This is a genomic window from Micromonospora sp. MGP-C2 (assembly GCF_057766525.1).
In genome coordinates, this window is the sequence record NZ_JBYMEN010000002.1 from 2,323,912 (window position 1) to 2,348,681 (window position 24,770).

General features: G+C 73.1%; 16 protein-coding genes and 1 pseudogene. 4 read left to right on the forward strand and 13 right to left on the reverse strand.

Features of this window, described 5'->3' with window-relative positions; all coding sequences use genetic code 11:
• On the reverse strand, positions 1-2,532 hold the full coding sequence (locus tag AC3CF1_RS10180; RefSeq protein ID WP_488450245.1) for an FtsK/SpoIIIE domain-containing protein: 2,532 nt from the start codon (positions 2,530-2,532) through the stop codon (positions 1-3).
• Positions 2,533-2,630: 98 nt separating this feature from the next.
• Positions 2,631-5,327 (reverse strand): type 1 periplasmic-binding domain-containing protein, encoded by a 2,697-nt coding sequence (locus AC3CF1_RS10185; protein WP_488450247.1) that lies wholly within the window; start codon positions 5,325-5,327, stop codon positions 2,631-2,633.
• Positions 5,328-5,469: 142 nt separating this feature from the next.
• On the opposite strand from AC3CF1_RS10185, the gene AC3CF1_RS10190 reads away from it, so the two are divergent.
• Positions 5,470-7,020 (forward strand): M1 family metallopeptidase, encoded by a 1,551-nt coding sequence (locus AC3CF1_RS10190; protein ID WP_488450249.1) that lies wholly within the window; start codon positions 5,470-5,472, stop codon positions 7,018-7,020.
• 277 nt (positions 7,021-7,297) lie between these two features.
• On the opposite strand, the gene AC3CF1_RS10195 is transcribed toward AC3CF1_RS10190, so the two are convergent.
• The 3 genes from AC3CF1_RS10195 to gltB form a co-directional block, all read right to left on the reverse strand.
• A complete protein-coding gene (locus AC3CF1_RS10195) occupies positions 7,298-7,813 on the reverse strand; it encodes a hypothetical protein (RefSeq protein ID WP_330466025.1) in 516 nt (171 codons plus the stop codon).
• A gap of 179 nt (positions 7,814-7,992) precedes the next feature.
• Positions 7,993-9,528 carry a glutamate synthase subunit beta gene (locus AC3CF1_RS10200; protein WP_488450251.1) on the reverse strand — a complete coding sequence of 512 codons (1,536 nt, stop codon included), beginning with the start codon at positions 9,526-9,528 and terminating at the stop codon, positions 7,993-7,995.
• Positions 9,521-14,167: a glutamate synthase large subunit gene (gene gltB / locus AC3CF1_RS10205; protein WP_488452061.1), complete on the reverse strand. Its 4,647-nt coding sequence runs from the start codon at positions 14,165-14,167 to the stop codon at positions 9,521-9,523. The genes AC3CF1_RS10200 and gltB overlap by 8 nt, the downstream gene beginning before the upstream one ends.
• Positions 14,168-14,370: 203 nt before the next feature.
• Here gltB and AC3CF1_RS10210 point away from each other — a divergent pair, with 203 nt between their 5' ends.
• A complete protein-coding gene (locus AC3CF1_RS10210) occupies positions 14,371-15,216 on the forward strand; it encodes a GNAT family N-acetyltransferase (RefSeq protein ID WP_328372089.1) in 846 nt (281 codons plus the stop codon).
• Between the two features lie 19 nt (positions 15,217-15,235).
• On the opposite strand, the pseudogene AC3CF1_RS10215 reads toward AC3CF1_RS10210, so the two are convergent.
• Positions 15,236-16,414 (reverse strand): annotated as a pseudogene (locus tag AC3CF1_RS10215) (FAD-dependent monooxygenase); the annotation flags it as partial.
• Between the two features lie 15 nt (positions 16,415-16,429).
• Positions 16,430-17,632 carry a prolipoprotein diacylglyceryl transferase gene (gene lgt, locus AC3CF1_RS10220; protein ID WP_354983041.1) on the reverse strand — a complete coding sequence of 401 codons (1,203 nt, stop codon included), beginning with the start codon at positions 17,630-17,632 and terminating at the stop codon, positions 16,430-16,432.
• A 102-nt stretch (positions 17,633-17,734) separates the two neighbouring features.
• Here lgt and AC3CF1_RS10225 point away from each other — a divergent pair, with 102 nt between their 5' ends.
• The gene (locus AC3CF1_RS10225) at positions 17,735-18,313 is read left to right on the forward strand and encodes an NUDIX hydrolase (protein ID WP_488450254.1); all 579 of its coding nucleotides are present in this window, start codon (positions 17,735-17,737) and stop codon (positions 18,311-18,313) included.
• 110 nt (positions 18,314-18,423) lie between these two features.
• Here the strand turns inward: AC3CF1_RS10225 and trpA are convergent, their stop codons facing one another.
• From trpA to trpC, 3 genes are read right to left on the reverse strand one after another with little or no spacing between them, the layout of a single operon-like run.
• Positions 18,424-19,227 (reverse strand): tryptophan synthase subunit alpha, encoded by an 804-nt coding sequence (trpA, locus tag AC3CF1_RS10230; protein ID WP_488450256.1) that lies wholly within the window; start codon positions 19,225-19,227, stop codon positions 18,424-18,426.
• 1 nt (position 19,228) lies between these two features.
• Complete coding sequence (gene trpB, locus AC3CF1_RS10235; RefSeq protein ID WP_357970104.1) at positions 19,229-20,467, reverse strand: tryptophan synthase subunit beta; 1,239 nt, start codon at positions 20,465-20,467, stop codon at positions 19,229-19,231.
• A 35-nt stretch (positions 20,468-20,502) separates the two neighbouring features.
• On the reverse strand, positions 20,503-21,306 hold the full coding sequence (gene trpC / locus AC3CF1_RS10240) for an indole-3-glycerol phosphate synthase TrpC (protein WP_172862221.1): 804 nt from the start codon (positions 21,304-21,306) through the stop codon (positions 20,503-20,505).
• Between the two features lie 485 nt (positions 21,307-21,791).
• On the opposite strand from trpC, the gene AC3CF1_RS10245 reads away from it, so the two are divergent.
• Positions 21,792-22,061 carry a hypothetical protein gene (locus AC3CF1_RS10245; protein ID WP_088951908.1) on the forward strand — a complete coding sequence of 90 codons (270 nt, stop codon included), beginning with the start codon at positions 21,792-21,794 and terminating at the stop codon, positions 22,059-22,061.
• A 27-nt stretch (positions 22,062-22,088) separates the two neighbouring features.
• Here AC3CF1_RS10245 and AC3CF1_RS10250 read toward each other — a convergent pair whose 3' ends face one another.
• Genes AC3CF1_RS10250 through hisI form a run of 3 tightly spaced genes read right to left on the reverse strand, consistent with a single transcriptional unit; the run spans position 22,089 to position 24,710 of the window.
• A complete protein-coding gene (locus AC3CF1_RS10250) occupies positions 22,089-22,679 on the reverse strand; it encodes a Trp biosynthesis-associated membrane protein (protein WP_308159659.1) in 591 nt (196 codons plus the stop codon).
• A complete protein-coding gene (locus AC3CF1_RS10255) occupies positions 22,676-24,229 on the reverse strand; it encodes an anthranilate synthase component I (RefSeq protein WP_488450259.1) in 1,554 nt (517 codons plus the stop codon). The genes AC3CF1_RS10250 and AC3CF1_RS10255 overlap by 4 nt, the downstream gene beginning before the upstream one ends.
• 49 nt (positions 24,230-24,278) lie before the next feature.
• The gene (gene hisI, locus AC3CF1_RS10260) at positions 24,279-24,710 is read right to left on the reverse strand and encodes a phosphoribosyl-AMP cyclohydrolase (RefSeq protein WP_328383975.1); all 432 of its coding nucleotides are present in this window, start codon (positions 24,708-24,710) and stop codon (positions 24,279-24,281) included.
• Positions 24,711-24,770: the final 60 nt, after the last annotated feature.

Consider the following 24,770-nt stretch of genomic DNA (forward strand, 5'->3'; position numbering starts at 1 on the left):
TCACCGCTCCCCGTCCGGGTCGTGCCCGTCGCCGACGAACGGGACGATCAGCCGGGTGCGCTGGTCGTGCCGGTCGATCAGCAGCGCCCGGTCGGCGCGGGGCGTGTAGGTCAGGTCGTGCGTCCCGAGGTGCAGGGCCAGCTCGGCCCCGGGCACGTTGAGGGCGACCAGACAGGCGACGTCGTCGCGGTTCTGGGTGCCGCCGAGGTCGTCGGCGAGCCGGCGCAGCCCTCGCCACCAGCCGAGCAGGTGCACGCCCTGACCGGGGCCCTGGCGCAGCAGTGTGCGCAGGTCGTCCAGGCCGGAGCGGAACGTGCCCGGGTCGGCCGCCCCGAACACCGGCGCGGCGGCGTCCATGCCGAAGACCACCAGGTATTCGCGGCCGGTGGGCTCGGCGGCCAACGTGGTGACCCGGTCGCGCAGTCCGGCGGCGTCGAGGCGGTGCACCGGGTGGCCGGCGGCGCGCAGGACCGCTTCGGTGTCGTCGGCGACCGGGTCGGCGACGGTGACGAGGGAGACCAACTGGAACCGGGCGTCGCCGGGGGCGTGCTGACGGGCCAGGCTCAGCGTCGCGGCGCGCAGCACGTCCGCGCCGGTCGGTGCGGTGCCCACCACGGCGAGGTGCCGGCCGGGGGTGGTGTCCATCAGGAACAGGGCGGTGGTGCCGTGCACGTCGACGGTCCGGCCGACCAGGGCCATCGGGCGCCGACCACCGGGACGCAACCCGGCGAAGGTGGGGTCGTCCTCGATCCGCGCGACCTCGTACCCCTTGAAGACCGCCGGTGCCCGCAAGCCCGGCGGGCGGGCCTGCCACAGCTCGTGGCGCAACGCGGCGAGGTCCGCGGCGGCGGCGTGCGCGTCGGGGAAACGCAGCACGGTGTCGGCGCCGACCGCGCCGGCGGCGGTGTTGACCACGGCGGAGCCGACCGGCAGGGCCGCGGCGGCGTCGTTGAGCTGATCGAGCACCCCGCCGCCGCCGGGCAGCGCCACCCGCAACGCGAACTGGCCGAAGATCGCCTCGGCCCGCCCGTAGAGGGCCTCGATGCCGGTCATGCTCTGGCTCGCCAGCACCAGGTGGATGCCGTACGAGCGGCCCTTGCGGGCCAACTCCTCCAGCAGGTCCACGGATTCGCGGGCCAGCGCGTCGTTGCCCGCGAGCAGCACGTGGAACTCGTCGATGACCGCCACGATGCGGGGCAGCGGGCTGTCCCGTGGCAGGTCGGCGAGCTTCGTGACGCCGTGGCGCTTCAGCGCACCGGCCCGGCGTTGCGCCTCCCGGCGCAGCTCCCGCAGGACGGCGAGGCCGTACTCACGGTCGGATTCGATGCCGACGGCACGGGCGTGCGGCAGCCAGGACGGGTCCCGACCGGTGGGCACGAACTCGGTGAAGCTCACGCCCTCCTTGAAGTCGAGCAGGTAGAGCTGCAACTCCGCCGGGGAGTAGCGGGCGGCCAGCCCGTAGAGGACGTCGAGGAGGAAGACGGTCTTGCCCGCGCCGGTGCGCCCCCCGACCAGCCAGTGCGGGGTGGCGTCGTCGAAGGCGAGCGTCAGGGGTGCGGTGCCGGCCCGGCCGATCACCGTCCGCAGACCGTTGCCGGCCGACTCGGCCCAGCGCCGCTCCGGCAGCAGGTCGGTGAAGGGCAGCGCGTCGGCGCGACGGGTGGCGGCGCCGAGGTGCTCGGCGAGCGCGCGTACCGAGGCGGCCGGCGGGTCACCGTCGAGCACCACGGGTGCGGCGAGCCCGCTGCCGTCGGCGCTGAACGGGATGCCGGGCGAGTCGCCGACCTGCGCGTACCCCTGGTGGAACCGGATCGCGGTGGTGCCACCCAGCGGCGGCGCGGTTTCGCCGGGCACCCGGGACGGGTGGCCGGTGAGCAGCACGCAGACGGCGGCGGCCGGGCCGGCGTGGGTGAGCGCGGCGAGCCGGGCCAGCTCACGCGGCGGTGGCGCGGCGGTGGCGACCACCACCAGGAGGTGCCGGCCGGCGGGCTGACCGTGCTGGGCGGCGCGGGCATGCTGCTCGGCGGCATCGAGCAGCGCGGCCACCTCGGCCTCGCTGGTGGCCGGCGGGTCGAGCACCCCCGCGTCGAGCAGGGGACGCAACGGGCCGAAGGTGGCGCCGAGCGCCGCGGTATCGATGCCGGCGACCCGGACCTGACCGGGCGGCGCGGTGGCGACCAGCCGCAGCACCAGTGCCCGCAGCAGCCCGGCGACCCGCGGGTCGCGGGCGTCGGTGTCCAGGGCCAGGTGGTGCCCACCGCCGAGGGGAACCAGCACCGGGAAGCCAACGTCCGAGATGGACGCCTCGCCGATCCGGACGGCCGCCGGCTCGTCGGTCAACGGCGTGGCGCCCGGAGCGGGGGTGGCCAGGGCGCCGCCGAGGCGGGCGAGGCGGGTCACCAGCGCGTCGACGCCGACCAGGGCGGCGGCAGCCGGTGCGGTGCCGAGCGCGTTGCGGGCGGCGTCGAGGTGCGCTCGGGCCGCCCGGTGGGAGTTGATCGCCTGCCCGTACGCCGACGCGAGCCTGCCCACCCTCTGCCCCCAACGCCGACGGCCGCCTGGTCCCAGGAACCCTAACGGACAGCGGTAGCACCCGGACAGTCCTGCGAGGACGTGTCACGCCGGACCCGTCAGGCAGGGCCGCACGGCACGGGGTCGGGCGCGTCGGCCAGCCCACAGCGGAACACCTCCACCGGCGCCGTCGCCACCTGCGGCACCTGCTCCACCCGCAGCAGGGCCAGCCGTTTGTCGACCGGCTCGCCCGACTCGGGCGTGAACCGGATCAGCCCGGCAACCCCCCGGTAGCCCTGGCCGGCATTCTGCCGGAGCACCTCCGCGTGCACGGCGACCGGGTTGACCGACGTCGGCTCCCACCGTTGTCGCGGGTCGGCGTGGTGCAGCCGGGCGGCGAGGCTCTCCACCGCCCGGATCATCATCATCGCCGCGTCGTAGGCGAGGCTGACCCGCTCGCCGACCTGGTGCCCGGAGTCCGGCCGGCAGCGCGGCGGGTCCAGCAGGTCGTCGGCCTGGATCCAGGACAGGAAACTGGCCCGGGCGTCGTCGCGGCGCTCCTCGGCGACCCGCAGCGCCGCGCAGGTGGCCAGGGAGGCCTTGGAGACGTACGTGACCGGCAGGTTGCCGGGGGCGGCAGCGCGCAGCCCGGGGTTGGCCATGTAGCGGTTGACCGAGTCGTCGGCGACGAGGTGCCGGGGCGGGTTGCCGCCGCACTCGCGCAGCGCTCGCAGGAAACCGTCGAACTCCGTCCAGCGGCCCGCGTAGAAGAGCAGGCCGGGGTAGCCGCACTCGTCGGTCAGCCGCTCACCGGTGCGCCACTCGTCGAGGCGCGTCATGCGGGCGCCGAACCGCTGCCGCAGCCCGTCGACGAGGGTGCCCACGTAGAGGTCCTCGGTGAGTGAGCTGCCCTCCAACGTCGTGTAGTAGACGTGCGCCTCGTCGACCTTCAGCACCTGCTGGGCGTACGCGTCGACCATCTCCACCTGGTCGGTGTTGGGCGCGGAGATCTGCAGGTAGAGGCGGGAGTTGGCGTCCATCCGGTCGGCGGAGAGCGTGGGTGCCAGCACCGGCAGCCCGACCTTGTTGAGCTCGCGCAGCGCTCGGGCGGTGCTCGTCCGGCTCTCCACCAGGCCGACGACCCCGAGCACCGTGGGATCGTCCGAGGCCAGCTCGGCCAGCATCGACACGGCCCGGTCGGCGTAGATCATCTGCCGGCCGCCGTTGGCCACCACGATCCGCAGCAGCGCGGCACCGTCGGCGCCGGCCGACTCCTTCAGCAACGCGTACTGGGCGGTGGCCATGCCTTCGAGCTCCTCGCGCTCGGAGACGTAGGACTCCTCGTCGGCGCGGGTCCGGTTGCCGGTCAGGGTGCCCAGGTAGACCAGAGTCAGGAAGGGCCGGCGCCGGTCGCTGCGCTGCCAGACCTCCTCGGCGGCGCGGTTCTGCGCGAAGATGCGCTGCTGGATCTTTCGCAGCCCCTCCTGACCGGGGTCGTTGTTGAACACCTGCGCGGCGCTGTCGCTGTACCCGACACACTCGCCGCTGGCGACCACCTCGACCGAGACCCGACCGCCGGTCAGCGACGGGTGACACCCCGGCGCCCACCGGCTGCCCGCCCACACACCTAGCGCCACCACCAGCACCAGGCACAGCGCCGCCGGCAGGAAGCGCCGCGACCACCAGGGCGGGTCGGGCGCCGAGAACGGTCGCATGCCGCCACGGGACGGCGGGCCGGTGTCGGAGTCGTCGGGACGCAACGCTACCAGCCAGGCCGCCGGGCGGCGCAGCCGCCGCATCTCCGGCAGCGCCTCGGCCCACTCGTCGTACGCCTCGTCGGCCTCGGTCAGCGGGTGCGGCTCGGGAAGTTCCGGCGGTGGTTGCCCGCCGGACACCACGATGAGCAGCGGGTCGTTGCGGCCCGTCTCGGTGCGGACGTCGCCGATCAGGCGGACCAGTTCGCCACCGACGTTGCCGGGGGCGACGTGATCGATCAGCAGCGCCGGGTACGCGGTGCGCCGCCAGTCCGACGGGCGCCACGGTCGACGCCGGTACGCCTGCCGCAGGTCCTCCAGGAACGCGTGCAGCAGCAGCTTGTTGACCTGGTCGGGTTGCTCGCCGTCGCGCCACCCGGCGGTGAGGCGTTCGGCGAAGCCGAGGAAGGTGACCGACTGCCGGGGCGCCAGGTACTGCTGGCGCATGAACCAGTTGTAGTGCCGCCCGAGCACCGGCACCCGGCCGGAGACGGCGGCCCGGAAGACCACCCCCGGCACGGCGCGGCGGACCACCCACAGCAGCACCTGCGAGACGATGCTGACCGCGTCACCGCCGCTGGGCAACGCCTCGGGCGTACGCGGGCCCCGGCGGTCGCGCAACCGGCGGACCAGGGCCGCGCGGCTGTCGTCGGCGTCGGTGCCGAAGCTGAGGCTCTGGTGCATCAGCCAGTCGGCGAGCGGGTAGTGCCGGAAGCGCAGCCGGGCGGCGCCGAACGCCTCCAGGGAGAGCTGCCGGTGCAGTTCGCGCAGCAGCGCCGGCACGTCCCCGGCGCCCGGTGGCGCGTCGGCGTCCAACACGGCGTGCGGCACCCGCCGCCGGGCGCCCTGACCGAGGAAGCGGCGCAGCTGCACCATCAGATCCGCCGTGTCGGAGCGGACCAGCCAGAGCAGCGGCAGCCGACGGTCGCCGCGACGGGGTCGCCGCAGCAGCCGTGCGAGCAGCGCGAAGAACTCCAGCCCGCCAGCCGGCAGCCGGTCGCGCCCGGTGGCCGCCTGCCGCTGGCCGATCAACTCCTGCTTGGGCACCTCGGACCGCCGCACGCGTCACCTCCGATCCACACAGTGTGACCTTGCGGCGCAAGCCGTGCCAGAGCCCGACAGACGAAATCCACGGACCGGTCGCGCCGCGCGGCGGGCCTGCGACGTTCACTTCTGTCGATTAGGTTTGCGTGGCGAACACCCGATGGAGGGAGTCCACCTCGTGCGACGAGCACTCACGGCGGCCACCGCCGCCCTGACCCTCACCACCGCCGGCACCATGCTCGCCGGCACCCCCGGCCAGGCCGCCCCGACGGGCTGGGGTCGGCCGATCGTCACGGCCGCTCCGCAACCCGGCGCGGCCGGCCTGGGCGACACCTACTTCCCCGACTACGGCAACGGCGGCTACGACGTCGAGCACTACGACGTCCGGCTGCGCTACGAACCAGCCACCGACCTGCTCACCGGCACCACCACCATCCTCGCCACCGCCACCCAGGACCTGTCGGCGTTCAATCTCGACTTCCTGCTCGACGTCGAGTCGGTGCGGGTCAACGGTTGGGCGGCGACGACCAGCACCGCGGGCGCACACGAGCTGGTGGTCACGCCGGCCCGCACGGTGACCCGGGGCCAGCAGCTCACCATCGTGGTGCGCTACAACGGCATCCCGTCGGAAACCCTGGTCGGCGGCTACACCGGCTGGACGCGCACCGACGACGGCGCCCTCGCCGTCAACGAGCCCGAGTCGGCCTGGTGGTGGTTCCCGAGCAACGACCACCCCCTGGACAAGGCCACCTTCGACATCTCGGTGTCGGTGCCCACCGGCGTCGAGGTGATCAGCAACGGCGTGCAGCCGAGGCCACCGGTGGCCGAGGCCGGCAACCGCACCCGGTGGATCTGGCGGACCACCTCACCCACCGCCACCTACCTGGCCTTCATGGCCATCGGCCAGTACGACATCGTCACCGACACCACGCCGGGCGGCCAGCCGGTGGTCAACGCGTACAGCACCTCGCTGGGCGCGCTCGGGCCGGCCGCGAGGGCCAGCATCGAGCGGACCGCCGAGATCGTCGACTGGGAGAGCGGGATCTTCGGGCCGTACCCGTTCGAGGCGCAGGGCGGCGTGGCCGGGCCAGTCGACGGCATCGGCTTCGCACTGGAGACCCAGACCCGACCGGTGTACGGGCCGGGCTTCTGGCGGCGCGGCGCCAACACGTACGTGGTGGCGCACGAGAACGCCCACCAGTGGTTCGGTGACTCGGTCTCGGTGGCCGAGTGGCGCAACATCTGGCTCAACGAGGGCTTCGCCTCGTACGCCGAGTGGCTCTGGTCGGAGGAGCAGGGTGAGGGCACCGCGCAGGAGGTGTTCGACTTCACCTACGCCAGCTACCCGGCTGACGACGAGTTCTGGCAGGTGCTGCCCGGTGACCCTGGTGCCGCCCGGGTCTTCGACAACGCCGTCTACGACCGCGGCGCGATGACGTTGCACCAGTTGCGGCTGGCCGTCGGCGACGACGCGTTCTTCGAGATCCTGCCGACCTGGACCAGCGAGCACCGATACGGCAACGGCACCATCGAGCAGTTCCAGGCACTGGCGGAACGGATCTCCGGGCTGGACCTGGACGACCTGTTCACCACCTGGCTGTTCACCGCCGGCCGGCCCGACGTGGCCACCGCCGCACGCAAGGCGGCCCCGCCGACGGAGCCGAAGTCCTGGGCCAAGATCCGCGAGTCGCACCACCTGCTGTCGCACTAGGCCTCCGGTGTGGACTGGAAGGGCCCGCCGTCCTGCGGCGGGCCCTTCCGGCGCCCCGGCGGCCCGCGTTCTCCCCGGGGGCGCGGGCCGACGACCGACCACTTCGGTGCTTGCCTGTCGAGCTGCCCCAAAAATGGGGCGATGATCGCGTCCCACATCTGGGGCAGCTCGGCAGGGACCGTCGGGGCTCTCAGGGACCGTCGGGGGTTCTGTTGCCCTCCCGCAGGTCGTGCCCGGCTGGCTTCACCCACCCGGCCAAGGGCCTGGATAGGCCCGGTCAGGCAGTCGCTGGCACGCCTGTCGCCGCGGCCGTGCTCGCTTCTACGGCACGGATGTGCCGGTAGGCGAACCAGAGCGGAGGGAACGCCCCAACCGCGAAGGACAGGTCGATGAGCGTCCAGAACCAGGGGATGTCCCGGATCGGCCCGCAGATCAGCGCCAGCGGCACGATTCCCGCGCAGGCGATCATGCCGACCTGCACGACCCACACGTTGCGCACCGGGTCCCGCAGCGGCCCCCAGAAAGCCACCGCCAGCACCAGATGGGCGAACGCCAGCCAGTCGGTGCCGTATAGCAGGAACGGGTAGTCCTCACCGGCCGTCACGAGGCCGGTGTGCACCCGCTCGATCCAGGCGACCAGGGCGGGCAGTTGGTCGGAGAGCGGGTCCAGTGCGCGCAGCAGCCAGCGCACCTCGATCTCCAGCGGAAATGCGGTGGCACCGCTCAGGAAGAGCCCGATCAGCACGATCCACAGCCACCGACGGGTCCGTCGTAGCCGCTCCTCGATGTCCATGATCGCAGCGTAACGATGATCTTCGTATCGTCCTGTCCCGTGCGCGGGCCACCGGGGGTGACCGCTGTCTCAGCGACGCGCCACCGCCCGGCCGTGCCCACATTTGTGAGCGTCTTCACCAGCAGGAATGTCCGGTCGGTGCGGCAGCAGACCTGCCCCACCGACCGGACGCCCGCAACTCAGCGAGCGGCGAGAGCCTGCGCGGCCGGGCCGACCGGGGCCGGCAACGCACCGACACCACCGAGGTGCTCATGGATGGCGGCAGCCGCCGCACGCCCCTCGGCGATGGCCCAGACGATCAGCGAGGCACCCCGGTGCATGTCACCGGCCACGAACACCCCGTCGGCGTCGGTCTGCCAGTCGTCGCGGGCGTCGACCGCGCCCCGGGGATTACGGGTCACGCCGAACTGGGCCAGCAACGGCTGCTGTTCGGTGCCCTCGAAGCCGATCGCCAACAGCACCAGATCTGCCGGCAGCTCCCGCTCGGAACCCGGCACCACCGTCACGACCCGTCGGCCGTCGCGCTTCTCCACTGTCACCTCGGCGATCCGCACCGCCCGCACCTGCCCGGTGCCGTCGTCCACGAACTCCTGCACCGCAACGGCGAAGACCCGCTCGCCACCCTCCTCGTGCGCCGGGTAGCTGCGCAGGATCCACGGCCATGTCGGCCACGGGTCCCGCGCCTCGTCGCGCTCCTGGGGCGGCTGCGGGTACAGGTCGAGCTGGTGCACGCCCGCGGCGCCCTGCCGGTGCGCGACGCCGAGGCAGTCAGCCGCGGTGTCACCACCACCGATGATCACCACGTGCTTGCCGGCCGCGTCGATCGGGCTGCCGTCCGGCAGCAGCGCACGCGCCGGCCGGGCCTCACCCGTGACCGCGACGCCAGGCTGGTCGGTGGCCGCGGTGGCGACCGCGCGATTCGCCGCGACCAGGTGCGCCATCGCCTGGTGTACGCCCCGAAGCGCCCGCCCCGGGGTCTCCGGAGTGTCCCGCCCCTGCAACGCGCCGCAGGCCAGCAGCACCGCGTCGTGTTCGGCGCGCAACTGCTCGGCGGTGACGTCCACCCCGACGTTCACCCCGGTGCGGAAGCGCACCCCCTCGGCGACGAGCTGGGCCAGGCGGGCATCGATGTGCCGCTTCTCCAGCTTGAAGTCGGGGATGCCGTACCGGAGCAGGCCACCGATCGCGTCGTCACGCTCGTACACCGTCACCGCGTGACCGGCGCGGGCCAGTTGCTGGGCGGCGGCGAGGCCGGCGGGCCCGGAGCCGACGACGGCGACCGACCGACCGGACGGCGCCGGCACCGCGCGAGGGGTGAACCCGCGTGCGGCGGCGGCGTCGGCGATCTCCACCTCGACCTGCTTGATGGTCACCGGCTTGCCGCCGGAGATGCCCAGGACGCAGGCCGCCTCGCAGGGCGCCGGGCAGAGCCGGCCGGTGAACTCCGGGAAGTTGTTGGTGGCGTGCAGCGACTCGACTGCGGCGTCCCAGTTGCCGGTCCGCACCAGGTCGTTCCAGTCCGGGATGCGGTTGCCCAGCGGGCAGCCGTCGTGGCAGAACGGGATGCCGCAGTCCATGCACCGGGTGGCCTGCTCGCGGACCAGTTCCTCGCCGGCCGGTGGGTAGACCTCGCGCCAGTCGCTGATCCGCACCGGCACCGGGCGGCGGGCCGGCAGTCGCCGGTCGTAGCGCAGGAAACCGTTCGGGTCAGGCACGAGCCACCTCCTGGGCAGCCACCCGCGGGGCGGGCGGCACCGGCGCGGCGGACGGCGCGCTGAGTGCGCTCATCACCGCGTCGTCGACGTTGCGGCCGGCGGCTTCGGCGGCCTTCATGATCTCCAGCACCCGGCGGTAGTCGCGGGGCACCACGGCGGTGAACTCGGCCACCGCCTCCGGCCAGCGCTTCAGCAGCTCCTCGGCGACCGCCGACCCGGTCTCGGCCACGTGCCGCTGGACCAGCTCGTGCAGCAACGACTGCTCCTGCTCGCCCAGTTGCGCCAGGTCGACCAGCTCCGTGTTGACCCGTGCGCGGTCCAGGTGGTGCACGAACGCCGTGCCGCCGGACATACCGGCCGCGAAGTTACGACCGGTCGCGCCGAGCACCACGACAGTGCCGCCGGTCATGTACTCGCAGCCGTGGTCGCCAACCCCCTCGACCACGGCGACCGCACCGGAGTTGCGCACCGCGAACCGCTCCCCCACCCGGCCACGCAGGAAGACCTCACCCGCCGTGGCCCCGTACAGGATGGTGTTGCCGGCGATGATCTGATCCTCGGCCCGCTGCCCCGGCTCGGCGTCCGGGTCGAGGAACGGCGCTGCGGCGTCCGGACGGACGATGATCCGCCCACCGGAGAGGCCCTTGGCCACGTAGTCGTTGGCGTCGCCGTGCAGCCGCAGGGTCACCCCGCGCGGCAGGAACGCGCCGAACGACTGCCCGGCCGTGCCGTGCAGCACGAACTCGATGGTGTCGTCCGGAAGGCCGGCACCGCCGAAGCGGCGCGTCACCTCACCGCCGAGCATCGCGCCGACGCTGCGGTGCTCGTTGCGGACCGCCACCTCGACCCGTACCGGCGCACCGGTGGACAGGGCGGGCTGCGCGAGCGCGATCAGCTCGTTGTCCAGGGAGAGCTCCAGGCCGTGATCCTGTGCGCGAATCCCCCGTCGGGCCGCGCCGGCGGGCAGCTCCGGCAGGTGCAGGACAGGCGCCAGGTCCAACCCGTGCGCCTTCCAGTGCGTCAGCGCCGGGGCCACGTCGAGCAGCTCGGACTGCCCGATCGCCTCCTCGATGGACCGGAAACCCAGCTCGGCCAGGTATCCCCGGACCTCCTCGGCGAGGAAGAGGAAGAAGTTCTCCACGAACTCCGGGGTGCCGGTGAAGCGCTCGCGCAGCACCGGGTTCTGCGTGGCGATGCCGACCGGGCAGGTGTCCAGGTGGCAGACCCGCATCATCACGCAACCGGCGACGATCAGCGGCGCGGTCGCGAAGCCGAACTCCTCCGCGCCGAGCAGCGCCGCGATCAGCACGTCGCGGCCGGTCTTGAGCTGACCGTCGACCTGCACGGTGACCCGGTCGCGCAGCTTGTTGAGCAGCAGCGTCTGTTGGGCCTCGGCAAGGCCCAGCTCCCACGGGGTGCCTGCGTGCTTGAGCGAGTTCATCGGGGAGGCGCCAGTGCCCCCGTCGTGGCCGGAGATCAGGATGACGTCGGCCTTGAGCTTCGCCACCCCGGCGGCGACGGTGCCGACGCCGACCTCGCTGACCAGCTTGACGTGCACCCGCGCGGTCGGGTTGACGCACTTCAGGTCGTGCACGAGCTGGGCGAGGTCCTCGATGGAGTAGATGTCGTGGTGCGGCGGTGGGGAGATCAGACCGACGCCCGGAGTCGCGTGCCGGGTACGGGCGATCCACGGCCAGACCTTGTTGCCGGGCAGTTGACCGCCCTCGCCCGGCTTGGCGCCCTGGGCCATCTTGATCTGGAGGTCGTCCGCGTTGACCAGATATTCGCTGGTCACACCGAACCGGCCGCTGGCGATCTGCTTGACCGCCGAACGGCGGGCCGGGTCGTGCAGGCGATCGACGTCCTCGCCGCCCTCACCGGTGTTGGACTTGCCGCCGAGACGGTTCATCGCGATGGCGAGCGTCTCGTGCGCCTCCGCGGAGATCGACCCGTACGACATGGCACCGGTGGCGAACCGCTTGACGATCTCGCTGGCCGGCTCGACCTCCTCGATCGGCACCGCCGGGCGGAGCCCGGTCCGCAGGGTGAACAGTCCACGCAGCGACCCGGCCTGCGCGGCGAGCGCATCGACCTTCGCGGTGTACTCCCGGAAGACGTCGTACTGCCGGCTGCGGGTGGCGTGCTGCAACAGGAAGACCGTCTCCGGGTTGAACAGGTGCAGCTCACCCTCGCGGCGCCACTGGTATTCGCCACCGACCTCCAACCGGTCGGAGGCGGCGGAACCCGCCGGGGGCCAGGCCAGAGCGTGCCGGGCGGCCACCTCGGCATGCACGCCCGCGAGGTTCACCCCGCCGATCCGGCTGGGGGTGCCCCGGAAGTAGCGCTCGACCAGCCGGGTGTCCAGGCCGACCGCCTCGAAGACCTGCGCCCCGCAGTACGAGGAGACCGTGGAGATGCCCATCTTCGACATGATCTTCAGGACGCCCTTGCCGAGCGCCTTGGCGTAGTTGCGGACCGCGGCTGCCGGCTCGACGCCGGCCAGGGCGCCGGTCGCGATCATGTCCTCGACGGACTCGAACGCCAGGTACGGGTTGACCGCCGCGGCGCCGTAGCCGATCAGGACCGCCGCGTGGTGCACCTCCCGGCAGTCGCCGGACTCCACGATCAACGCCGCCTGGGTGCGGGTCTGCTCCCGCACCAGGTGCTGGTGCACGGCGGCGGTGAGCAGCAGCGACGGGATCGGCGCCAGGTCGGCGTTGGAGTCCCGGTCGGAGAGCACCAGGATGCGGACGCCGTCCTCGATGGCCTCGGAGACGTGCCGGCAGATCTCGGTCAGCCGTGCCTTGATCCCGGCCGCGCCCTCCCGGATGCGGTACAGCCCGGACACCCGGACCGCCTTGAAGCCGGGCAGGTCGCCGTCCTCGTCGATGGAGAGGATCTTCGCCAACTCATCGTTGTCGATGATCGGGTGCGGCAGCACGATCTGCCGGCAGCTCGCCGCGCCCGGGTCGAGCAGGTTGCCCTCCGGCCCGATCGTCGACGCCAGACTGGTCACCAACTCCTCGCGGATGGCGTCCAGTGGCGGGTTGGTGACCTGGGCGAAGAGCTGGTGGAAGTAGTCGTAGAGCAGCCGCGGCCGGGTCGACAACGGCGAGATCGGGGTGTCCGTACCCATCGAACCGAGCGGCTCGGCGCCGGTGCGGGCCATCGGCCCGAGCAGGATCTTCAGCTCCTCCTCGGTGTAACCGAAGGTCTGCTGCCGGCGGCGCACCGAGTCGTGGGTGTAGACGGTGTGCTCGCGGGCCGGCAGGTCGCCCAGCTCGATCAGCCCGGCGTGCAGCCACTCGCCGTACGGCTGGGCGGCGGCCAACTCGGACTTGATCTCCTCGTCGTGCACGATGCGACCCGCGACGGTGTCGACCAGGAACATCTTGCCCGGCTGGAGTCGCCCCTTCGCGACCACGTGGGCCGGGTCGAGGTCGAGCACGCCCGCCTCGGAACCGAGCACCACGAGCCCGTCGTCGGTCTGCCACCAGCGCCCCGGGCGCAACCCGTTGCGGTCCAGGACCGCGCCGACGATCTCGCCGTCGGTGAACGCCACCGACGCGGGACCGTCCCACGGCTCCATCAGGCTCGCGTGGAAGCGGTAGAAGGCCCGCTTGGCCGGCTCCATGCCGGGGTCGTTCTCCCACGCCTCGGGGATCATCATGAGCACCGCGTGCGGCAGGCTCCGTCCGGCCAGGTGCAGCAGCTCCAGGACCTCGTCGAAGTTCGCCGAGTCGGAGGCGCCGGGCGTGCACACCGGGAAGACCCGCCGGATGTTGCCCGGCACGTTCGGCGAGCGCAGCAGCGCCTCGCGGGCCTGCATCCAGTTGCGGTTGCCACGGATCGTGTTGATCTCGCCGTTGTGGGCGATGAACCGGTACGGGTGCGCCAACGGCCAGGACGGGAAGGTGTTCGTGGAGAAGCGGGAGTGCACCAGCGCGATCGCGCTGTCGATCCGCTCGTCGCGCAGGTCCGGGTAGAACGCCGGCAACTGGTCGGGCGTCAGCATTCCCTTGTAGACCATGGTGCGGCTGGACAGCGACGGGAAGTATGCCGGCACGGCCCGCTCGGCGGTCTCCCGCTCGGCCTGTTTGCGCAGGCTGAACGCCACCCGGTCCAGGTCGATGCCGCGCAGTGGTGAACCGGCGGGCCCCTCTGGCGAGTCGGTGAGCCGGCGTGCGGCCAGGAAGAGCTGCCGGACCCGGGGCATCGCCGCCAGGGCCGTCTCACCAAGCTCACTCGGGTCGATCGGCACGTCGCGCCAGCCGAGCAGGTCGGCTCCCTCGACCAGTGCGTACTTTTCGACCACCCGCCGGGCACGCGCCTCGGCGGCGTCGTCGTCGGGGAGGAAGACCAGCCCGGTGGCGTACTCGCCCGCCGGGGGAAGCGCGACGTCCGCCACCGCGCGCAGGAAGGTGTCGGGGACCTGGATCATGATGCCGGCGCCGTCGCCGGTGTTCGGCTCGGCGCCACGAGCGCCGCGATGGTCCAGTCGACAGAGGGCACCGAGCCCGTTGGCGACGACCGCGTGCGAACGCCGGCCGTGCAGGTCCGCCACGAAGGCCACCCCGCAGGCATCGTGCTCCTGCGCCGGGTCGTAGAGGCCCTGCGCGGGCGGGCGGGAGCCGGGCATCGGGGACGCCTGCGGGCTGTGCGGATACGGCTGAATCTTGTCCGCGTACGGCTGAGCCACCGGGCCTCCTGTCGTCACTCAGGTTGGATCATGGTGGGGACGACGTCGGCCCGGGGTCTATTGAGTCTACGTTAGGGCCGGGGTCGCAGGGCCACCTGAGATTGATCACACCGTCCACAGGCTGGGACGTGTAGTCTCGCGCGGTGGATCAGCTACACAAGGACGTCTTCGACCGGTTGGAACGCTTCTACGACGCGGTGCCCCGCGACGTCGCCGGTGCGGAGGAGCACGGCGGGTTGGTGCTGTTCGTCCGCGATGGTGCCGGCTGGCCGTTCTACGCCCGCCCCCGGATCGACGCCACCGAGCCGCCGTCGCTGGCCGACGTGACCTCGGTCCGCGAGCGGCAGCGCAAGCTGGGCCTGCCGGAAGCCTTCGAGTGGGTGCACGAGACGAGCCCCGAGCTGCTGGCGGTGGCCCGCTCGGCGGGGCTGCACGTGCTGGAGGCGCCGCTGATGGTGCTCGACCCGGCCGCGCTGCCCGACCCGGCGACGTTGTCCGACGTGGCGGTGCGGGTGCTGGCCGCCGACTCCCCCGGTTTCGCCGCCGATGTCGCCGCGCGGCGTGCGGTGGCAGCGGTGTCGTTCGCCGCCGCCGGCACCGCGCCCGGCGAGGCCGGCCCGGCCGAGCGGGACGCCGCCGTCACCGAACTCGAACTGGCCGCGCTCGACGAGGAGCGTTCCCGGATCGCCGACGGTCGACGGATTTCCGCGCTGGCCGGCACGCCCACCGACGGTGCGCTGGCCAGCGGCATGGCCATGCGCGTCGGCGACGTCGCCGAGATCGCCGGGGTGGCCACCCTGCCCGCCGCCCGCCGACGCGGGCTGGGCGCCGCGCTCACCGCGACCCTGGCCCGGGAGCTCGTCGCCGCCGGCACCGACCTGGTCTTCCTCTCCGCTGGCAGCGACGAGATCGCCCGGGTCTACCTGCGGGTCGGCTTCCGCCGCATCGGCACAGCCTGCATCGCCGAGCCGGTCGCCCTGATCCCCTGACCCGGGGTGGGTCAGGTCGGGGGCGCCACTGGGCCGCCGAGGCAGCGGCGCTGGAGAGCAGTCGCGAGTTGATCGTGCCCAGTGCGGCGTCCCGGGCTCGCAACGCCAACCGGCCCCGAGCCTGGAGCACCGCCGACATCCGTCGGGTCTGCCGAACCACTGTCGCGGCCCGCGGGCGGCGAATCCGGTCGTACGCCTGAACGGCGTCGGGCAGCCGGGCTTCCCGCAGCAGAGAGGCCAGGGTGGCGGCGTCCTCGAACGCGAGGCAGGCGCCCTGCCCGAGGTGCGGCGGCATGGCGTGCGCCGCGTCGCCGAGCAGCACGACGCCGCCCGGCCCGGACGGAAAGCCGTACGCGCGGGGCAGCGGTCGCAGCTCGCGGACCTCCTGCTGGACCAGGTCGGCCGGGTCGGTGGCGTCGAGCAGTGCCCCGATCGGGTCGGGCCAGCCCGCGTACCAGCGGCGCAACAGGGCGAGCTGGGTCTCCGGTGGTTCCGGGCGGGGTGCGCCGGCGGCGGTGGCCACCCAGTAGACGCCGCCCCGGGTGGACCCGCCGGACGAGCCGCGCTCGCCCAGCGACGCGGCCACGAACCGGTAGCCGGCGCCCAGGATCTCGCCGGCGAGTGGCTGGTCGTCGGGTAGCCGAGGGGCCTGGTACCAGGGAATGACGGCCCGCCAGGCGGCGCATCCGGAGCTGACCACCCGGGATTCGGGGGCGAGTTGGCGGCGGATGCCGCTGTCCGTGCCGTCGGCGGCGACCACCAGGTCGACCTCGATGGTCTGCCGTCCGTCGCTGACCGCCGGCCGCTCACCGGGCTCGACCCGGACGTGGCGCACTGTCACACCGGTCCGCAGTTCGACCCGCTCACCGAGGCCGGCGATCAGCGCGTCGTGCAGGTCCTCGCGGTGCACCACCACCGGCATCCGGTCGGCGGGAATGGGCCGGGGCTGCACGAGCCAGTGCCCGTCGGGGCGACGGACCCCACCGTCGGGCAGCGGCGTGGCGATGGCAGCCAGGCCCGCGCCGAGACCGAGGGCCTGCAGCGCGCGGACGCCGTTGGGCCAGAGCACCACGGCGGTCGGCTCGGGACGGACCCGTTCGGCTCGCTCCAGCAGGGTCACCTGCCAGCCGGAGCGGGCCAGCGCGCCGGCCACCGCGAGGCCACCGACCCCTGCGCCGACCACCACCGCGCTTCGCATCGGTGCCGCCCCCGCTCAGCTGTCCCGGTCGGCGGGCCGTGCGCCAGTGGCGTCGGCCCGGTCGGTACGGGTGGCCGACGGGTCGTCCGCCGGGTCCTCGTCGGTCGACGGGCTGTCGACGGTTGCCTCGTCGACACGCGACTCGTCACCCAGCGGCTCGGCGCCACCGGGCCGGACGTCCCCGTCGGCGGTCGGCTCGGGCGGCACGACGCCGGTGTCCTGCCAGGCGGCGTACTGCTCCTCGCTGACCACCCGGTAGCCCTCCGGGGCGGCGGCCTGCGCTGGGGTCTCCCGCTCGGAGAGGTCCACCTGGGACAGGTCGGACGTGGGGGGCGTGGTCGGCGTCGCCGCCGCACCGAGCGGGATCAGGAATTCCTGGGGGCCGCGCACCCGGACGAAGTAGATCAACCCGCCGAGGAAGACCAGCGCGGCGGTCCAGACGTTGAGCCGTACGCCGAGGATCTGGTTGGCCTCGTCGGTGCGCATCAGCTCGATCCAGAAGCGGCCGGCGGTGTAGCCCATCACGTAGAGGGCGAACGCCCGGCCCCGGCCCAGCTTGAGCCGGCGGTCGAGGAGGAGGACCAACGCGACCACGCCGAGGTTCCACAGCGCCTCGTAGAGGAAGGTCGGCTGGTAGAGGCCCGGTTCGAGGATCGGCTGCCCGGCGTCGTCGCGCAGCGCGTGCCCCGGATTGTCCGGGTCCATCCGGTGGATCTCCAGACCCCACGGCAGGGTGGTCCGGCCACCGAACAGCTCGTTGTTGAACCAGTTGCCGAGCCGGCCGACCGCCTGGGCCAGCGGCAGCCCGGGTGCCAACGCGTCGGCCACCACCCCGAACGGGATGCCGAGCTGTCGGGCCGCGATGAAGGCGCCGAGCGCGCCACCGGCGACGGCGCCCCAGATGCCGAGACCACCCTCCCAGATGGCGAAGGCCTTCATCGGCTCACCACCGGCGCCGAAGTATTTCTCCGGCGAGGTGATCACGTGGTAGATGCGGGCGCCGATGATGCCCGCCGGCACCGCCCAGACGGCGATGTCGAGCACGGCACCGGGCGCGACGCCGCGCTGCCGCAGCCGGCGCTCCGTCACCCAGCAGGCCAGCACGATGCCGGCGATGATGCAGAGCGCGTAGGCCCGGATCGGCACCGGCCCGAGCTGCCAGACCGCGGTGCTGGGGCTGGGCAGGGCCGCCTGGGGGGACAGCGAGGCGAGGGTCACGGGTGCACACGCTACCGCTGCACACCCCCGCAGCGGCACCCCGGGCCGCTGGAGTGCGCATCCCGGTGACTTCTGGTTTGCACCCCCGTACGCTCTTTGTCCATGAGCGCGCTCACCTGGGCGGTCGCCGCGGTCGTCAGTGACGACACCGGCCGGGTGCTGCTCTGCCGGCAGGGCCGGGGGGAGCGCCGATACGCGCTGCCCGGCGGGCGGCTACGCCCGGCCGAGAGCCCGGTGCAGGCGGCCCTGCGGGACATCCGCGCGGAGACCGGCTGGGAGATCGAGCTGGTCGACCTGGTCGGCGTCTACCACCTGACCGGCCCCACCGGGCGGACGTCCCCCGGGCGCGCCGGGCCGCTGCCGGACGTCCTCGTGCACGTGTTCCGGGCCCGCGCCGCCAGGGTCCGACCCGCCGCCGACCCGCTGCCGGGCTGCCGGTTGTCCTGGCACTCCCCGGACGCGCTGCCCGAGTCGGTCACGCCGCTCACCCACGCCGCCGTCACCGATGCTCGCGCCGGCCGCTCCGGCGTGCTCCGCGACGCTTCGTGGGCACCGCCCGAGCCCATTGGAGAGCCGGTGAACGGGCCTGACGGGCACGGGGTCGTGGCGCAGCCGCCGGAACAACGTGGTGAGACGGCGGCGGACGCCCCACTTCGCCCCGGACCGCGCCGACACGACTGAGCGGCCCGACGCCGACCGGACGGGCAACACCCGTTCGAGCGTGATGCCGGTGAGTCATCAGGATGACTCACCGGCATCACGTGCCTAAGACAGACAGGCCCGCCGCGCCGTCAGCGGGTGGGGTTGCGGACGCCTTCCGCGAGTTCGGCACTGAGGGTACGCAGGGCGGCCAGCCCCTCCGCCTCGCTGGACGCGTCGAGCACGCACCGGACCAGGGCACTGCCGACGATCACCCCGTCGGCGTACCCGGCGACGGTGCCGGCCTGCACACCGGTGCCCACGCCCAGACCGACACCGACCGGCAGGTCGGTGACCGCCCGGACCCGGGAGACCAGCGTCGGCGCGGCGTCGGACGTGCTGGCCCGGGCACCGGTCACCCCCATCACCGCTGTCGCGTAGACGAAACCGCGGCAGTGCTCCACAGTCATCGCCAGCCGGGCGTCGGTGGACGACGGCGACACCAGGAACGTGCGGTCCAGCCCGTGCGCATCCGAGGCGGCCAGCCACTCGTCGGCCTCGTCGGGAATGAGGTCGGGGGTGATCAGCCCGGTGCCGCCGGCGGAGGCGAGATCACGGGCGAACACGTCCACGCCGTACCGCTCGACCGGGTTCCAGTAGGTCATGGTGACCACCGGAGCGCCGGTGGCCGCCACCGCCTCGATGATGCGCATGGTGTCCGCGGTGCGTACGCCACCGGCCAGGGCGATGTCACTGGCCTTCTGGATCACCGGCCCGTCCATCACCGGGTCGGAGTAGGGGATCTCCACCTCGATGACGTCGACGCCGGCCTCGACCATGGCGGTCATCGCGGCGATGCTGCCCTCGACGGTCGGGAAACCAGCCGGCATGCAGCCGACCAGCAGTGCCCGCCCGTCGGCGCGGGCCTTGTCGAAGGCCACCCCGATCCGGCTCATCTCACCGCTCCTTGTCGAGGATGCCGAAGTAGTCACCGGCGGTGTGCACGTCCTTGTCGCCCCGCCCGGAGAGGTTCACCACGATGGTGGGCTCGCGGCCCAGCTCGGCGGCGAGCTTCGGGGCCAGCGTGAGGGTGCCGGCGAGCGCGTGCGCGCTCTCGATCGCCGGGATGATCCCCTCGGTGCGGCAGAGCAGCTCGAACGCGGCCATCGCCTCGTCGTCGGTGACCGGCAGGTAGGTCGCCCGGCCGGTGTCGTGCAACCAGGCGTGCTCGGGCCCGACGCCCGGGTAGTCCAGGCCGGCGGAGATCGAGTGCGACTCCAGCGTCTGCCCGTCGGCGTCCTGCAACACGTAGGTGCGGGCACCGTGCAGCACGCCGGCCGACCCGCCGGTGATGCTGGCCGCGTGCCGGCTGGTGGTCACGCCGTCACCGCCGGCCTCGAAGCCGAACAGCCGCACGTCCGTGTCGCCGACGAAGGCGTGGAAGATGCCCAACGCGTTGGACCCGCCACCGACGCAGGCGGTGACCGCGTCCGGCAGCGCGCCGGTGAGGTCGAGGCACTGCTGGCGGGCCTCGTCGCCGATGCCCCGGACGAAGTCGCGGACCATCGCCGGGAACGGGTGCGGGCCGGCGGCGGTGCCGATCAGGTAGTGCGTCTCGTCGACGTTGGCCACCCAGTCACGCATCGCCTCGTTCATCGCGTCCTTGAGCGTGCGCGAGCCGTTGGTGACCGGGACGACGGTGGCGCCGAGCATCCGCATCCGGGCCACGTTGAGGGCCTGCCGCTCGGTGTCGACCTCGCCCATGTAGACCACGCATTCGAGGTCGAACAGGGCGGCGGCGGTCGCGGTGGCCACGCCGTGCTGCCCGGCACCGGTCTCGGCGATCACCCGGGTCTTGCCCATCCGCTTGGTGAGCAGCGCCTGGCCGAGCACGTTGCGCACCTTGTGCGCGCCGGTGTGGTTGAGGTCCTCCCGCTTGAGCAGCACCCGTGCGCCGAGTTTCGCGGAGAACCGCCGGGCCTCGTAGAGCAGCGACGGGGTGCCGGCATAGTCACGCAGCAACGCGGCGAACTCGGCCCGGAAGGACTCGTCCGCCGTCGCCGTGCGCCACGCCCCGTCGAGCTCGTCCAGCGCGGCCACCAGGGCCTCGGGAACGAACCGACCGCCGAAGCGGCCGAAGTGGCCGGCGGAGTCGGGCTGCGAGCCGGCCACCGGGGCCAGCGCGTCGGCGCTCATCGGAAAATCCTCTCGGTGGGGCGTCCGGTGCGAGGTCAGCGCACCGGCCTGGGCGTTGCCGGGTGGTTGCCCGCGTTGACCAGTTCGGCGACGGCCTCGCGGGGGCTCTTCTGGGTGACCAGGCCCTCGCCCACGAGCACCGCGTCGGCGCCCGCCGAGGCGTACCGGATCAGGTCGTGCGGGCCACGGACGCCGGACTCGGCGATCTTGACGACACTGCTGGGCAGGCCGGGCGCGATCCGCTCGAACACGGACCGGTCGACCTCCAGGGTACGCAGGTCACGGGCGTTGACCCCGATCACCTGCGCGCCGGCCTCCAGAGCGCGGTCGGCCTCTTCCTCGTCGTGCACCTCGACCAGCGCGGTCATGCCCAGCGACTCGATGCGCTCCAGCAGACCCATCAGCACGTTCTGTTCGAGCGCGGCGACGATCAGCAGAACCAGGTCGGCGCCGTGCGCGCGCGCCTCGTGCACCTGGTAACTGGAGACCACGAAGTCCTTACGAAGCACCGGAACCGTGACCGCGGCCCGGACGGCCGCCAGGTCGTCCAGTGAACCACCGAACCAGCGACCCTCGGTCAGCACGCTGATCGCCCGAGCCCCACCGGCCGCGTAGTCGACGGCGAGGTCGGCCGGATCGGCGATCTCGGCCAGCCGGCCCTTGGACGGCGAGGAACGCTTCACCTCGGCGATCACGGCGACGCCGGGCTTGCGCAGCGCCGCGTACGCGTCCAGCGGCGGCGGCGCAGCCGCTGCCAGTTCACGGATCCGCTCGAGCGGAACCTGCTCCTGGCGTCGGGCGACGTCCTCACGTACGCCAGCCAGAATCTCGTCGAGCACGCTTACGGACGCTGCCTGACCGGCGTCGTCCCCCTCCGCGTGCGCATGCTCAGCAGTCACCAACGGACTCCCCTCTCCGGGCGTCATGGGCCGATGCTAGGGGCAGCCGACCTACGCCGGACGCCGGGGGTATGGCGCTGCTCACGAAAAGGGCTGCGGCATAATGGCCGACTTGCCGTGAACGGTGTGTCACGCAGCGCCACCTCCGATATCGACCACCGTCACGGGTACGGGGCCTGGCGACCACGGCCGAACCGGGCCGATCCATCGATCATGCCACCAGTAGGCGGACGGCGCTCGGCGACAACGACGCCGGTCGATGTTGTGAGCAAGCTCAAGGTTTGACAGCCGGACCTGGTCAGGGCCAGGGCGGGACAGTTGACCGGGCGTTCACGGCGGCGAAACGTCAGCCGGCGAGCATCGTCCTCGGGCAGACTCAATGGCGCGCCTACCCCGACCGTCGCAACTCCTCGTGCGAGGTGACCATGAGCATTTCCGAGCCGCAGCCGACCATCGGCCTGACCACCATCTCGCGCACTGTGGCGTCGCTCGCCGTCGGCGTGGTGCACAGCGTGGAGCGGGCCGTGGTGGGCGAAGGACGGATGCGGACCGCCCGCGGCAACGCCTGGGAGGCCGTCTGCGCCGACCGCGCCCGCGCCGATCAGCGTGCCGAGCTGAACCGCCTGGTAGCCGAACTGACCGCCGCCCGCGCCGCCGGTCGCCGAGCCCAGCGGGAGCACCAGCCGGTCGGCTGACCCCCGCCCACCGCGCCGGCCGCCGCGTCAGTCGGCCGTCGGGTCCTCGCCCCGATCCAGGGCGTCCCACGCCTCGGTGGTCCGCCGCCCCGCCAGCGGAGCCGGCGGACCCTCCGAACCAGCCGGCACCGACGTGGTCGCAGGGGCCGAACGCACCGGCCGCTCGTACCGGGCGCCCATCGCCGGCCAACCGCCACCACGCCACGCCGTCCACCACCCGCCGACGGCAACCAGCAGACCGCCGAGCAGACAGAGCGCCGGCCACTGCCGGCTCACCGAACCGCCGATGTCGGCGACCAGCCCGTACCCGCCGCCAGCCGCCACGGCCAGCCCCAGCGCGCCGAGCAGCCCACCGAGCACCTGCCGCAGTCGACCCCGGGTGGCCAGCACCGCTCCACCACCCGCCAACGCCACCAGCGCCAACGCCGGCAGCCAGGGCAGCAGCCCGCCGCCGCTGCGGGTGTCCCGCACCGGCGGCAGCGGCGCCGGGCGCACCGTCAGCTCCACCGACCAGCTCCGCGTCGCCGCCCACAACGCCAGGCCCGCGCCGGCCAGACAGAGCAACACCGCGTACGTCAACTCGCGCCGACCCACGGCCGACCGCTCCTCGGCGCTCACCGGGCAGGCCGCAGGGTTTCGGCGGCCGCGATCGCCGCCAGCACGGCGGCGGCCTTGTTCCGCGTCTCCTGGTCCTCGGCGGCCGGGTCCGAGTCGGCGACCACCCCCGCCCCGGCCTGCACGTACGCGCGGCCGTCGCGGATGAGCGCGGTCCGGATGGCGATCGCCATGTCCAGGTCGCCGCCGAAGCCGAAGTAACCGACAGTGCCCCCGTAGACCCCCCGGCGGACGGGCTCCAACTCTTCGATGATCTCCATGGCCCGCACCTTGGGCGCGCCGGAGAGCGTGCCGGCCGGGAAGGTCGCGGCGAGCGCGTCGAAGGCGGTCTGATCGTCCCGCAACGTGCCGGTGACAGTGGAGACGATGTGCATGACGTGGCTGTACCGCTCGATGGTGGCGAACTCGGGCACCTCCACGCTGCCCGGCTGACAGACCCGACCCAGGTCGTTGCGGCCCAGGTCGACCAGCATCACGTGCTCGGCTCGCTCCTTCGGGTCGGCGAGCAACTCCTGGGCGAGCGCCGCGTCGGCGGCGGGGGTGGCGCCGCGCGGCCGGGTGCCGGCGATCGGGTGCAGCAGCGCCCGCCGTCGCCCGTCCACGCCACCGGTGACCTTCAGGTGTGCCTCCGGCGACGAGCCGACGATGTCGAACCCGTCGAAGCGCAGCAGGTACATGTACGGGCTGGGGTTGCTGGTGCGCAGCACCCGGTAGACGTCCAGCGGGTCGGCGTGGATCGACCGCTCGAAGCGCTGGGAGAGCACGATCTGGAAGCACTCACCGGCCCGGATCGCCTCCTTGGCCGCCTCCACCGCCTTCGGGTACCCGTCGTCGGGCGTACGACAGAGCACCTCCCCGGCCGGCGGACGCTCGACGGTGGAGATCATCGGCGGGATGGGCCGCGACAGCGCGGTGGTCATGGCGTCCAGTCGGCCGACCGCGTGGTGGTACGCGGCGGTCACCTGCGGGGCGCGGTCCGGGGCGTCCGGCGGTGGCAGCACCGCGTTGGCGACCAGGATCGCCGAACCGTCGTAGTGGTCGAGCACCACCAGGTCGGTGGCGAGCATCATGCCCAGCTCCGGCACGCCCAGGTCGTTCTCGGTCAGCTCCGGCAACCGCTCGAAACGGCGGACCAGGTCGTAACCCAGGTAGCCGACCATGCCCCCGGTCAACGGCGGCAGACCGTCGGACGGGTCCCCCACCGGGCCGGCCAGCGCCGCCACCGTCTCCCGCAGCACCCGCATCGGGTCACCCTCGGTGGGCAGCCCGGCCGGCGGCTGGCCGAGCCAGGTCGCGACGCCGTCCCGCTCGACGAGGGTGGCGCTGCTGCGTACGCCGATGAACGAATACCGCGACCAGGCCATGCCGGCGGACCCGACGCCCTGCTCGGCCGATTCCAACAGGAACGTGCCCGGCCCGCCGGCCAGCTTCCGGTAGACCCCGACCGGGGTCTCCGCGTCGGCCAGCAACCGCCGGGTGACCGGCACCACCCGCCAGCCGGTGGCCAGCTCGGTGAAGGCGGCCAGGTCGGGGCTGACGATGCCGTCGGTCATGGCTGGGTCTGCCTTTCGTTCACGGCCGTGGGGCTCGGCCACGCCGCGCTCACCGTGCCTCCGGCGTGGTGACGGGCAGCTCGGTGAAGAAGCAGGTCCGGTGGCCGGTGTGGCAGGCCGCTCCGACCTGGTCCACGCTCACCAGCAGCGCGTCCCCGTCGCAGTCCAGCGCGACCGAGCGGACGTACTGGTGGTGCCCGGAGGTGGCGCCCTTGACCCAGTATTCGCGTCGGCTGCGTGACCAGTAGGTGGCGCGGCCGGTGGTGAGGGTGCGGTGCAGCGCCTCGTCGTCCATCCAGGCGACCATCAGCACCTCACCGGAGTCGTGCGCGCGGACCACGGCGGCCACCAGGCCGTCGGCGGAGCGGCGCAGCTGGGCCGCGATGGCCGGGTCGAGCCGGGACGGGCGAGCCGGCTCGGACACCACCGGGTCGCTCGGATCGCTGGGAACGCCGGTCACCGGCGGGTCAGGTACGGGCACAGTGATGAATTGTCCCGCACGCGGCGCGGGTACCGGCGACCGCTCCCGCCCGGGCTGCGA

What these genes read in the sequence shown, in the direction of transcription:
- AC3CF1_RS10190 (WP_488450249.1), top strand. Translation starts at nt 5,470, where the DNA reads ATGGAGGGAGTCCACCTCGTGCGACGAGCACTCACGGCGGCCACCGCC.
- AC3CF1_RS10195 (WP_330466025.1), bottom strand. Translation starts at nt 7,813, where the DNA reads ATGGACATCGAGGAGCGGCTACGACGGACCCGTCGGTGGCTGTGGATC.
- gltB (WP_488452061.1), bottom strand. Translation starts at nt 14,167, where the DNA reads ATGCCCGGCTCCCGCCCGCCCGCGCAGGGCCTCTACGACCCGGCGCAG.
- AC3CF1_RS10225 (WP_488450254.1), top strand. Translation starts at nt 17,735, where the DNA reads ATGAGCGCGCTCACCTGGGCGGTCGCCGCGGTCGTCAGTGACGACACC.
- trpA (WP_488450256.1), bottom strand. Translation starts at nt 19,227, where the DNA reads ATGAGCCGGATCGGGGTGGCCTTCGACAAGGCCCGCGCCGACGGGCGG.
- trpB (WP_357970104.1), bottom strand. Translation starts at nt 20,467, where the DNA reads ATGAGCGCCGACGCGCTGGCCCCGGTGGCCGGCTCGCAGCCCGACTCC.
- AC3CF1_RS10245 (WP_088951908.1), top strand. Translation starts at nt 21,792, where the DNA reads ATGAGCATTTCCGAGCCGCAGCCGACCATCGGCCTGACCACCATCTCG.
- AC3CF1_RS10255 (WP_488450259.1), bottom strand. Translation starts at nt 24,229, where the DNA reads ATGACCGACGGCATCGTCAGCCCCGACCTGGCCGCCTTCACCGAGCTG.